At 72.1% G+C, this 12,493-nt stretch carries 7 protein-coding genes; 3 read left to right on the forward strand and 4 right to left on the reverse strand.

What is annotated here, in order from left to right; translation table 11 throughout:
• From ACTT8P_RS36510 to ACTT8P_RS36520, 3 genes are all read left to right on the forward strand, one after another.
• On the forward strand, nucleotides 1–423 hold a 423-nt coding region (locus ACTT8P_RS36510), incomplete at its 5' end, for an ABC transporter ATP-binding protein (protein WP_442836098.1).
• A 147-nt stretch (nucleotides 424–570) separates the two neighbouring features.
• Nucleotides 571–2,763: a CDP-glycerol glycerophosphotransferase family protein gene (locus ACTT8P_RS36515; RefSeq protein WP_442836099.1), complete on the forward strand. Its 2,193-nt coding sequence runs from the start codon at nucleotides 571–573 to the stop codon at nucleotides 2,761–2,763.
• Nucleotides 2,760–4,427: a glycosyltransferase family 2 protein gene (locus tag ACTT8P_RS36520; protein ID WP_442836100.1), complete on the forward strand. Its 1,668-nt coding sequence runs from the start codon at nucleotides 2,760–2,762 to the stop codon at nucleotides 4,425–4,427. The genes ACTT8P_RS36515 and ACTT8P_RS36520 overlap by 4 nt, the downstream gene beginning before the upstream one ends.
• A gap of 63 nt (nucleotides 4,428–4,490) precedes the next feature.
• Here the strand turns inward: ACTT8P_RS36520 and ACTT8P_RS36525 are convergent, their stop codons facing one another.
• From ACTT8P_RS36525 to ACTT8P_RS36540, 4 genes are all read right to left on the reverse strand, one after another.
• Nucleotides 4,491–5,990: a hypothetical protein gene (locus tag ACTT8P_RS36525; RefSeq protein ID WP_442836101.1), complete on the reverse strand. Its 1,500-nt coding sequence runs from the start codon at nucleotides 5,988–5,990 to the stop codon at nucleotides 4,491–4,493.
• Between the two features lie 90 nt (nucleotides 5,991–6,080).
• Entirely contained in the window at nucleotides 6,081–11,024 is a 4,944-nt protein-coding gene (locus ACTT8P_RS36530) for an NAD-glutamate dehydrogenase (protein ID WP_442836102.1), read from the reverse strand.
• Nucleotides 11,025–11,512: 488 nt separating this feature from the next.
• Complete coding sequence (locus ACTT8P_RS36535; protein WP_442836104.1) at nucleotides 11,513–12,178, reverse strand: HAD family hydrolase; 666 nt, start codon at nucleotides 12,176–12,178, stop codon at nucleotides 11,513–11,515.
• Nucleotides 12,179–12,271: 93 nt separating this feature from the next.
• On the reverse strand, nucleotides 12,272–12,493 hold a 222-nt coding region (locus tag ACTT8P_RS36540; RefSeq protein ID WP_442836103.1), incomplete at its 5' end, for a DUF6912 family protein.

The following is a 12,493-nucleotide window of genomic DNA, read 5'->3' on the forward strand; positions in this document are numbered from 1 at the left end:
CCGATGCGCACGTACTCCTCCGGCATGGCCGCCCGGCTGCGGTTCTCCATCGCCGCCGCCAAGGACCACGACGTCCTCCTCATCGACGAGGCGCTGGCCACCGGCGACCGCTCCTTCCAGAAGCGCTCCGAGGCCCGCATCCGCGAGCTGCGCAAGCACGCGGGCACGGTGTTCCTGGTCAGCCACAGCAACAAGTCCATCCGCGACACCTGCGACCGGGTGCTGTGGCTGGAGCGCGGCGAGCTGCGCATGGACGGCCCGACGGACGAGGTGCTCAAGGAGTACGAGACGTTCACCGGCGGCCCGGACAAGGCCCGGCCGAAGCCGAAGCCCAAGGCCAAGCCCGTAGCCAAGCCGGCAGCCGGGCCCGCGGCCCAGGCGGACCCGGCTCCCGGCCCGGAGGCCACCACCGTTCCCTCGTGAAGCGCAGCTCCGTTCCCTCGTGAAGCGCAGCTCCGTTCCCTCGTGAAGCGCAGCTCCGGTTAACCCTTTCGCCCCTTCGGTGCCACGATGTCCGGACAGGACGGACAGGTGTGCCGGAGCGCGTCGCAGCCGAAGGGGAACGCCGAGATGCCCGAACTCAGTGTCGTCGTCCACGGGCCCGACCCCCAGGACCACCTGACCGGGCTCCTCGACTCCCTGGCCGCCCACCCCGCCCCGGACACGGAGATCGTCGTCGCCGCCGTCGGCGACTGGGCGCGGGAGGCGGCCGAGCGGCACGCCCCCGCCTGCCAGGTGGTGCCCCTGCCGGACGGGACCGGCGCGGCCGCGGCCCGGGCGGCGGGGGCGGCCCGGGCGACCGGCCGCTGGCTGCACTTCGTGTCCGCCGAGGACGGACTCCCCGCCGGCGCCCCGCGCGCCGTCGCCGCCCACACCGCCGCCCTGCCCGATCCGGTCGACGTCCTCCTGACCGACCACGTCCGCGCCACCTGGCGGACCTCCGGCCTCCCCTCCCCGGACGGCCCCCTGCTCGCCCGCGCGGGCCGCGCCCCGCTCGCCCTCGACGACCACGCGGCCCTCCTGAAGACCGCCCCGCTGCTCGGCACCCACGTCGTCCGCGCCGGCTTCTGGCGGGCGCACGAACGGTTCCTCACCACCGACGACGAGCCGTTCACGGCGTACGCCGCGCTGCTCCTCGCCGACCGGGTCGCCGCCCTCCCGCACCCGGCGTACGAGGACCGCCGGCCGCGCCCCGAGAGCCTCCCGCCCCGCACCGCCGAGCAGCACTACGCCCTGGTCGACCGCTACGAGGCACTCCTCGATCTCGCCCGCGCCCGGCCGGCCCCGTACGCCGTGCTCTACGACCTGATGGTTCGCGACTGCCTGCGCACCTTCGTGCGCGCCGGACTGTCCGAGCCGGTCGCCCGCGAGTTCTTCCGCCGCGCCTCGCTGGCCGCCCTGCGCCGCCGCCCCGAGGGCTACCGGCGCCCGGCCGGTCCGGAGGGCGTGCGCCGGTCGTTGCTCGAAGAGGGCGCCTACACCAAGTACCGCGCCCTCCAGACGGCCAACAGGGCCCGCCGGACCGTCCGCAGGACGGTGCGCGCCGGCCGCCGCCAGGCCGTCGCCCGCCTCCGCGACCACCAGTACCGGCGCGCGCTCACCACCCCGGTCGACCCGCACCTCGCGGTGTTCTCGTCGTACTGGAACCGCGGTGTCGCCTGCAACCCGGCCGCGATCGCCGCCAAGCTCGGCGAACTCGCCCCCTCGATCCACCCGGTGTGGGTGGTCAACGCGGCCGACGCGGCCCTGCTGCCGCCCGGCACCGACCACGTCGTCCCCGGCACCCGCCGCTGCTGGGAGACCCTGGCCCGCGCCAAGTACCTGGTCAACAACGTCAACTTCCCCAACGCGGTGGTCAAACGCCCGGACGCGGTCCACCTCCAGACCCACCACGGCACCCCCCTCAAACGCATGGGCCTGGACCAGCTGCCCTACCCCACCGCGTCCCGCGGCCTCGACTTCCCGGCCCTCCTCGAACGCGTCGACAAGTGGGACTTCAGCGTCAGCGCCAACCGCCACTCCACCCGCATGTGGCGGCGCGCGTACCCGTCCCGCTGGGTCTCCCTGGATTACGGCTATCCGCGCAACGACGTCTACTACACGGCGCGCGCCGCCGACATCCGCGCCGTCCGCGCCCGCCTGGGCATCGCCCCCGGCCGCCGCGCCGTCCTCTACGCCCCCACCCACCGCGACTACGAGGCCGCCTGGACCCCCCGTCTGGACCTGGCCGCCCTCGCCGACGCCCTCGGCGAGGAAACGGTCCTGCTGGTCCGCGCCCACTACTTCTACGACGCCGCCCCCTCCCCCCTGACCGGCCTGCGCCGCACCGGCCGCGTCATCGACGTCTCCCCCTACGACCCCGTCGAAGACCTCTGCCTGGCCGCCGACGCCCTGGTCACCGACTACTCGTCGATCATGTTCGACTACGCCAACCTGGACCGCCCGATCGTCATCCACGCCGACGACTGGGAGACGTACCGGACCACCCGCGGCGTCTACTTCGACCTGATGGCCGACGCCCCCGGCCCGGTCGCCCGCACCCAGGCCGAGCTGACGGAGATCCTCACCACCGACGCCTGGCGCGACGAACGGGCGGCCAAGGCACGGTCCGTCTTCCGGCACCGCTTCTGCGAGTACGACGACGGCCGCGCCGCCGAACGCGTCGTACGCCGGGTCTTCCTCGGCCAGGACGAGGCGTCACTGCCGCCGGTGCTGCCCCTGGCCGAGCGCACCCCGGCCCCGACCCCCGAGGAGGCGGCATGACCACTCCCGACGCCACTCCTGACGTCACCCCCGACGCCACTCCTGACGTCACTCCTGACGTCACCGTCACGGTCATCGTCCACAACGACGCCGCCCGGCTGCCCAGAGCCGTCGCCTCGGTCCGCCGCCAGACCCACCGGAACCTCGAGATCGTCATCAGCGACGACGCCTCGACCGACGACACCCCGGCGGTCGCCCGCGCCCTGGCCGCCGAGGACCCGCGCGTCGTGTACCTGCGCCTGGCCGAGAACAGCGGCGGCTGCAGCGCCCCGCGCAACCGGGGCATCGAACTCTCCCGCGCCCCCTACCTGATGTTCCTGGACAGCGACGACGAACTCCCACAAGCCGCCGTCGAGACCCTCCTCGCCGCCCACCGCGCCCGCGACCTGGACTTCGCGATGGGCGCGGTGCGCCGGGTCCGGGTCGACACCGGCCGCCGCTCCACCTGGATGCCGCACCTGGTCGCCGAACGCCGCACCCTGGACGGCATCGAGGCCGACCCCCGCCTCTTCTTCGAACACCTCGCCACCAGCAAGATGTACGCCCGCGCCTTCCTCGACCGGCACGGCCTCCGCTTCCCCGAGGGCATCCACTACGAGGACCAGCTCTTCTCCGCCCAGGCGTACTGCCTGGCCAAGACGTTCACGATCGTCCCCGAGCCGGTCTACCTCTGGTACATCGCCCCCTACGCCGCCGCGTCCGCCGCCTCCATCTCCAACCAGCGCGACCGGCTGGAGAACGTCGCCGACCGCGTCCACGTGCAGCGCCTCATCGACGCGTTCCTGGCCGAGAGCGGCCACGAGTCGCTCCGCGAGGACAAGGACTACAAGTTCCTCAAGCACGACTTCCGCATGTACGCCGGCGACCTCCCCTACCGCGACGAAACCTGGCTCGCCTCCTTCGCGGACCTCGTCGTGCCCTACCTGGACACGCTCACGCCGGGCGCGTACGCCCGGTTGCCGCGCGCCGAGCGCGTCGTCGTCCAGCTCGTCCGCGACCGGCGGTTCGCCGACGCCCGGCAGGCCGCGCGGGGCCTCGGGTACGAGGTGGCACCCCGGCGGATCACCACCGGCCCCGACGGCCGCACCTACTGGGGCGACCGTCTGCCGCAGGACCCGGCGGCCCGCCGCGAGCTGGACCTCACCGACCTGGAACTGGACACCCGGCCGTTGTTCAGCGCCCAACTCCGGCACGAGATCACGGACCTCGTCCGGGGCCCCGGCGCCTCGATCGACCTGACCGTCCGCACGTACGATCCCGCCCTGCGCCTCCCGGTCGGCCCGCAGCGCGCCGCTCTCCTCCTCACCCCCGGCAAGCGGCGCCTGACGGTACCGTTCCGCCTGTCCCCCGTCCGCCCCGGTGTCTTCGAGGGCCACGTCCACCTGGACCTGACAGCGGCCCGCCCGCCCCGCCACGGCTTCACCGGCGTCCGCCACCCCGTCCTCCGCCTCCGCCTGGGCCCCCACACCCACACGGGCCTCCTCCTGGCCCCACCCGACTTCCCCCCGTTCACCTCCCGCGTCCCCTACCACTCCGGCACCGCCCCCCACCAAGTCACCGTCGAACCGGAGGGCCACCCACCGGGACGGCTACAGGTGAGGTGGAAACCGGTAGGGCTGACGGCCCGACTGACGGGCCCGGTACTACGCCGCCTGAAACGCTGACCACCCGCAGCCTGCCCAGGCAGCCACGCGCGGCACCCCGCAGCGCCGGGCCGCGCACCCACCTCACCTCACGACCGCATACAGCACCTGCCCCTCCGGCCCCCGCGTCACCGGCCGCAATCCCGCACCCACCCCCGCCCCACCCTCCCGATCAACAACCCACCGCACTCCATACCGCCGCTCCACCTCCCGCCGTTCCCCCTCCGACACCCCACCGGAGAAATACCTCCGCACCGCCACCCCCCGCCGCCCCTCATCCGGCAGGAAGAAGTCGGGATACCCAGGTGCCACCGTGTACGCCCCGTACGCCGGAATCTGCCGAGCCGCCATCCGCCGGGCCAGCACCACATCCCCGTACCGCACCCACGGCGTGATCCAGTGGTACCCCTCCCAGGGCTCCCGGTACTTGGCCGCCACCACCCCCGGCAACACCCCCCGCCCGACCACATACCCCACCGTCCCCACCTGCGCCCAGGCCCCCACCACCAACGCACAGCCCAGCACGCACCCACCCCCGGCCCACACCCCGCGCCGCCCCGCTCCCACCACCCGCACCCCCTCCACCGCCGCCGCGACCTGCGCCGGAATGACCACCGCCGGCAGCACCCGCCCCCACGACCAGTGCCCGCTCACTCCCCCCACCCCGACCACCACCGCCCCCAGCAGAAAGAACAGCACCAGCGCGTCCCGCCGGTCCCGCCCCCACCGCACCCCCAGCGCCACGACCCCCACCAGCACCAGCCAGTACCGCCCGACCAGGTCCTCGTACAACGGCCGGTGCACCGCCTCCAGCCCACCCCCCGCCCCGGCCAACGCGAAGAAGTCGTAGTACGGCCAGACCCACACCACCGCCACCCCGAGCACCCCCGCACTCAGCAGCCGCACCCCCACCACCCGCCACACCGGCCGCGCCCCGCACACCGTGGCGACCGCCCCCAGCGACGCCACCACCCCCGTGAACTGATGGCACAGCAGAATCACCGCCCACAGCGCCCCGAGCCCGAGCCACCTCCCCCAGCCACCACCCCCTGGGACCGCCCCGGCCAGCCCGGCCAGCCCGGCCCACAGATGAAACGCGAGCCCAAGCGCCAGCACACTCGGATACGCCACCGTCAACGCCAGCGAGTTCAGCCCGAGGAACCCGCTCCACGCGAACGCGTCCGTCCCCCACAACAGGACCAGGCACAGCAACGCCACCGCCGGCGCCGCCCGCTCCCCGCTCAGCGTGCGGACGTACCGCCACACCCCCGTCACCAGCAGTCCGAGCCCGACCAGCGCCCCGAACCGCAGCACCACGAACACCGACGCCCCGCTGACCTTCGCCACCACCCCCAGGACCACCGTCCACGGCGAGTAGTACGGACTCGGCGTGTCCGCGTCGACCAGCGGATTGCCGGGGTCGGTCAGGCTGTGCCGGAGCCGTTCGACCGTGGCGGCGTGCAGCCCGAGGTCGCCCGCCCACGGCAGCCGCACCACCACCAGCGACAGCAGAAAGAGCACGAGCGCGGCAGCCGCCCAAGGGACGGCCACCGCGCTCGGCCTGGAACCGGACCACCCAGCCATCCGACCACTTTAACCGGATTGCCCTGATTAACCAGGTTGCCCCGATTAGTCAGATCGTTCCGAATGTCCGGTCAGCTGGACGGTCGACCTCTACGCATGCGTCCGCAGCAGCGTCCGCATCGTCCGCATGGCCACCGACAGGTTGGCCAAATCAAACGCGTCCGAACTGCGGATCTCCTCCAGCGTGGCCCGCGCCCGCCCGAGGATCGCCGCGTTCTTCTGCTCCCACACCGTGAACCGCTGCTCCGGCGTCGACGTCCCGTTGCCCGCCGCCAGTACGTCGGCGGTGAGCGAGGCATGCGCCGCGTAGAGGTCCTCGCGGATCGACGCGCGGGCCATCGACTGCCAGCGGTCGGCCCGCGGCAGCTCGCTGATGCGGTCCATCAGCTGGGTGATGCCCAGCCGGTCGGCGAGGTCGTAGTACACCTCGGCGACGTCCTGCGGCTCCTTGCCCGTGCGGTCGGCCACCGAGACGATGTCCAGCGTCGGGAAGGCCGAGGAGAACCCGGCCACCCGGGTCGCCACCTCGGCCGGCACGTCCGCGCCGGTCAGCTCGTCGTGGATGCGCTGGTACCAGTCGGCGTCCGCGCCGCGCAGCAGCTTCGGCAGCTGCGACCAGACCTGCTCGACCCGGTCGGCGAAGAAGTCGACCGTCTCGGCGAGCTGGAGCGGCTGCGGCCGGTTGTTGAGCAGCCAGCGGGTGCCGCGCTCGACCAGCCGGCGCGAGTGCAGCCGGATGCGGGTCAGGACGGCGGCCTCGACCGTGTTGTCCAGGCCCTCCACCGCGTCCCACACCGGGTACGAGCGGAAGATGGCGCGGGCCGCGGTCTGCGCCCGCACGATCTCCTCAAGGGACGCGCCGGTCTCCTCTCGCAGCCGGTGCAGATACGTCGTACCGCCCGTGTTGACCGTGTCGTTGACCAGCACGGTCGTGGTGATCTCGCGGCGCAGCGGGTGGGTGTCGATGCGGTCGGCGAACCGTTCACGCAGCGCGGTCGGGAAGTACGCGTGCAGCAGCGTCTTCAGGTACGGGTCGTCGGGCAGCGAGGTGTGCAACAGCTCCTCGGCGACGGTGATCTTCGTGTACGCCAGCAGGACGGCCGTCTCCGGGCCGGTCAGGCCGCGCCCGTTGCTGAGCCGCTCGCGGATCTGCCGGTCGGTGGGCAGGAACTCCAGCGCCCGGTCCAGGTGACCCGCGCGCACCAGGTGCTTCATGAACCGCTGCTGCGCGTGCAGCATGTCCTTGGACTGGGCCAGCGCGTTGGCGATCGCGGTGTTCTGCGCGTAGTTGTTGCGCAGCACCAGATGGCCGACCTCGTCGGTCATCCCGGCGAGCACCTTGTTGCGCTGCTTCACCGTCATGTCGCCGTCCACGACCAGGCCGTTGAGCAGGATCTTGATGTTGACCTCGTGGTCGGAGGTGTCCACGCCGGCGCTGTTGTCGATGGCGTCGGTGTTGACCCGGCCGCCGTTCGAGGCGAACTCGATCCGGCCGAGCTGGGTCAGCCCCAGGTTGCCGCCCTCGCCGACGACCTGGACGCGCAGGTCCTTGCCGTCCACCCGGATGGCGTCGTTGGCCTTGTCGCCGACGTCGGCGTTGGACTCGGTGGACGCCTTGACGTACGTACCGATGCCGCCGTTCCACAGCAGGTCGACCGGTGCCTGGAGGATGGCCTTCATCAGGTCGGCCGGGGTCATCTTGGAGACCTTGCCCTCGATGCCGAGGGCCTCCCGGATGTGCGCGTTGACCGTGATCGCCTTGGCGGTACGCGGGAAGACGCCGCCGCCGGCCGACAGCAGCTCCTTGTTGTAGTCCGCCCAGGAGGAGCGGGGCAGTTCGAAGACGCGGCGGCGCTCGGCGTAGGAGAGGGCCGCGTCCGGCTTCGGGTCGATGAAGATGTGCCGGTGGTCGAAGGCGGCGACCAGCCGGATGTGCTCGCTGAGCAGCATGCCGTTGCCGAACACGTCACCGGACATGTCACCGATGCCGACGACCGTGAAGTCCTCGCTCTGGGTGTCGGTGCCCAGCTCGCGGAAGTGCCGCTTGACGGACTCCCAGGCGCCGCGCGCGGTGATGCCCATGCCCTTGTGGTCGTAACCGGCCGAGCCGCCGGAGGCGAAGGCGTCGCCGAGCCAGAAGTTGTAGCTCTCGGCGACCTCGTTGGCGATGTCGGAGAAGGTGGCGGTGCCCTTGTCGGCGGCGACGACCAGGTAGGTGTCGTCCTCGTCGTGCCGGACCACGTCGGCGGGCGGCACGACCTCGCCGGCCACCATGTTGTCGGTGATGTCGAGCAGCGCCGAGATGAACGTCTTGTAGCTGGCGATGCCCTCGGCCATCCAGGCGTCCCGGTCCACGCTCGGGTCGGGCAGCTGCTTGGCGACGAAGCCGCCCTTGGCGCCGACCGGCACGATGACGGTGTTCTTCACCATCTGCGCCTTGACCAGGCCGAGGATCTCGGTACGAAAGTCCTCGCGCCGGTCCGACCAGCGCAGGCCGCCGCGCGCGACCTTGCCGAACCGCAGGTGCACGCCCTCGACGCGCGGCGAGTACACCCAGATCTCGAACGCCGGGCGGGGCGCCGGCAGGTCGGGGATGGCCTGCGGGTCGAACTTCATGGAGACGTAGTCGTGCGGCCGGCCGGCCTCCGCCTCCTGGAAGAAGTTGGTGCGCAGGGTCGCCTTGATGACGGTGAGGAAGGCCCGCAGGATGCGGTCCTCGTCCAGGCTCGCCACCTGGTCGAGGGCGGCCTCGACCTCTTCGAGCAGGGCGTCCACGATCTCGTGCCCGGCGCGCTGCCGGTCCGGCGACATCCGCGCTTCGAACAGGGAGACGAGCAGCCGGGTGGTGTGGACGTTGTTGCGGAGGGTGTCCTCCATGTAGTCCTGGCTGAACGTCGACCCGGCCTGCCGCAGGTACTTGGCGTACGCGCGCAGCACCATCGCCTGCCGCCAGGTCAGCCCGGCGCTCAGCACCAGGGCGTTGAAGCCGTCGTTCTCCGCCTTGCCGTTCCAGGCGGCGGCGAACGCGTCCTGGAACCGCTCGCGGGCGTCGTCGCCGAGGTAGTCGGCGCCGCCGGCCACCGCCTTCGGCATCCGCAGGCCGAAGTCGTAGATCCACGCGGTGGGGGTGCGGTCCGCGCAGCGCAGCTCGTAGGGCCGTTCGTCGGTGACCTCGACGCCGAGCCGGCTGAGCACCGGCAGGACGGCGGAGAGGGAGACCGAGCCGCCCTTCTGGTAGATCTTGAACCGGCGTTCCTCGGGCGTGGCGCCGACCGGCTCGTACAGGCTCAGCGCGAAGGTGCGCTCCTCGTCCAGCGCTTCGAGATGGCCGAGGTCGGCGACCGCGGAGCGCGGGCCGTGGTCGGCCTTGTAGCCCTCGGGGAAGGCGCTGCCGTAGCGGCGCAGCAGTTCGGCGGAGCGCTCCTCGCCGAACTCCGCGGTGAGCGCCTCGGCGAACCCGTCCGCCCAGGACCGGGCGGCCTCCACCAGCCGGGCCTCGATGCGGTCCTTGTCGGCGTCGGACAGCTCGGACAGCTCGGTGCCCTGCGGGACGCGGACCACGAAGTGCAGCCGGGACAGGATCGACTCGGTGTTCCAGGCGGTGAAGTCGACGCTGGTACCGCCCAGTTCCTCCTTGAGGATGTCGATGATCCGCAGCCGGACGCCGGTGGTGTAGCGGTCCCGGGGGAGGTAGACGAGGGCGGAGTAGTAGCGCCCGTACTCGTCCTGGCGCAGGTAGAGCCGCAGCCGGCGGCGCTCCTGGAGGTACAGCACGGAGGTGGCGATGGCCTGGAGCTCGCCGGGCGGCGTCTGGAACAGCTCGTCGCGCGGGTACGTCTCCAGGATCTGGAGCAGGTCGCGGCCGTCGTGGCTGTTGGGCGAGAACCCGGCCCGCTCCAGCACCTCCCGCACCTTGCGCCGGATCACCGGCACCCGGCGGACGGACTCGGTGTAGGCGGCGGAGGAGAACAGCCCGAGGAAGCGGCGCTCCCCTACCACGTTGCCGTCCGCGTCGAACTTCTTGACGCCGATGTAGTCCAGGTAGGACGGCCGGTGCACGGTGGCCCGGCTGTTGGCCTTGGTCAGCACCAGCAGCTTGTGCTCGCGGGCCTTGGCCCTCGCGTCGGCCGGCAACCGCTCGAAGGACGGGCTGACCGGGTGGTCCTCGCCCGTCTCGTGGTGCGGGTCGGCGCGCAGGATGCCGAGGCCGGTGCCGGGCACGGCGGCCAGCGAGTCGTCGCCGCGCAGCTGGTACTCGCGGTAGCCGAGGAAGGTGAAGTGGTCGTCGGCCAGCCAGCGCAGCAGCTCGCGGGCCTCTTCCAGCTCCTGCTGGTCGAGGTCGGCGGGGGCGGGCTCGGCGGGCAGGCCCTCGGCGAGGGCGACGGCGGCCTGGCGCATCTTGCCCCAGTCCTCGACGGTCTCCCGTACGTCGGACAGGACGCGCAGCAGATCGGCGGTGATCTGCTTCAGGTCGGCGCGGTCGGTCTCGCGGTCGATCTCCACGTGGATCCAGGACTCGACGTGCGCGTCGTGCGGCAGGTCCTTGCCGGGCGGGGTGGTGAGCACCTCGACCAGCTTGCCGGTGACGTCGCGCCGCACCACGAACTGCGGGTGCACGACGACGTGGATGCCGCGGCCCTGCCGGGTCAGTTCGTTGGTGACGGAGTCGACCAGGAAGGGCATGTCGTCCGTGACCACCTCGACCACGGTGTGGCTGCACGTCCAGCCGTTCTCCTCCACCGTCGGGGTGTGCACCCGGACGTTGGCGGTGCCCTGCGGACGGTTCTCGGCCAGCCGGTGGTGCGAGACGGCGGCTCCGAAGACGTCGACCGGTTCGCGGTCGCCCAGGTCCTCCGGGGCGGTGTGCCGGTAGTAGCGCTTGAGGAACGCGAACACGGATTCACGGTCCGGGGTGTCCGGGGAGTCCTCGTCCGTCGTCCCAGTCGGTAGATACCCCCCGACCGGGCTGTTCTCAGCTACCCGTGCGGCCCTGTCGAGCAGCTCGGTCTTTGCTTCGTCCAGCTTGGTCTGCATTGTCCTCTGGCTCCTGTCGCGCGCCGTTGCGTGACGTAGAAGGAAGTACGGTCTCCTGCCTTCCGACGCAACGCCCAGACGCGGGGTGTCCGTTCTGTTCCGACGCTATGCCGCAAGGTGAGAGGAGCGGGGGCATTACAGCCATGTCCGACGCGTCCGTCGGGTGTGATACCGATCTCGTCGGCATCGCCGCCCGGGGAACGCTCGGCGCCTCGGGGCTCCTCGACGCCCCGTCCCGCCCGCGAGGACCAGCGACCGCCGCCCGGTCACGGATGTCGTCCGTGCTCTCCGGGCGCAGGGCAGGGACACGGATGTCCCCGCGAGCTATCGCGCTGATCACGCCATAAGGCTATCGCTCCTTCCCTGGAACCCGTCATGAGCCGCATGTGCACAAAACCGGGGGTGGAACTTTGACGTTCCGCACAGCGACGGACGCGAGCAGCGGTGGTGGCCACCAGCGGAACGAACGCGACGAACGGGAGGGCGGCTCACGCCGCCAGCCGCTCGGCCTCCTTGACCGCCTCGGCCAGCGTGTCCACCACGGGCACGCCGGCCTGCTCCAGGCTCGTCCGGCTGTGCGAACCGCCGGTGTACAGCACGGCCCGCGCCCCCGCGTGCCGCGCGGCCGTCGCGTCGTCCACGGCGTCCCCGATGACGACCGTCCGGGCCGACTCCACCCCGCCCAGCGACGCCAGATGCCGCACCATGTACTCGGCCTTGCTGCCGCCGGACGGACCGGTCCGCCCGTCGACGCGTATGAAGTGCGTCTCGATGCCCAACCCCCGGACCATCGGGATCAGTTCCTCATGGCCGTACAGGCTCAGGATCGACTGGCTGTGCCCCGCCGACCGCCAGCCCGCGAGCAGTTCCGCCGCTCCGTCGGCGAGCCCGCACCGCACCCGGTGCTCGGTGTAGTGGCGCTGGAAGGCCTCGTCCATGACCTGCCACTCGGCGTCGGTGGGCAGTCTGCCCATCAGCCGCTCGTAGAACTTGGGCACCGGCACGCAGTACAGCGTCCGGTACCGCTCCAGTGTGATGGGCGCCAGGCCCAGTTCGGCGAAGGCCGCGTTCGTCGCCCCGATGATCGCGTCGTTGTCGTGGAACAGCGTGCCGTTCCAGTCCCAGACGATGTGCGCCCCTGTCCGCATTCGCATCCCCATGCCCGCAAACGTACCCGCCGCCACTGACAATCAAGGGTCACCCTGCGTGACCAGGGGTTCTCCGCGCCGCCGGTGCCCGACGGGCCGTCAGCCGGCGAGCCCCACCAGGTTCGGGATCTCCTGCGTCGCGTACCACAGCAGTTCGTGGTCCTCGGCCCCGTCCACCACGAACTGGGCGTCGTCGTCCCCGCCGTCCGCCGCCGCGAGCGCGCCGGCCGCGGCGCGCACGTCCGCCTCCGCGTCGGCGGCGTCGACGTGCACCGCCGCCGCCTTGCCCAGCGGCACGCCGCCGGCCACCCGGACCTCGCC

The sequence above is a fragment of the Streptomyces sp. JW3 genome (genome assembly GCF_052216785.1).
Classification (GTDB): Bacteria; Actinomycetota; Actinomycetes; order Streptomycetales; family Streptomycetaceae; genus Streptomyces.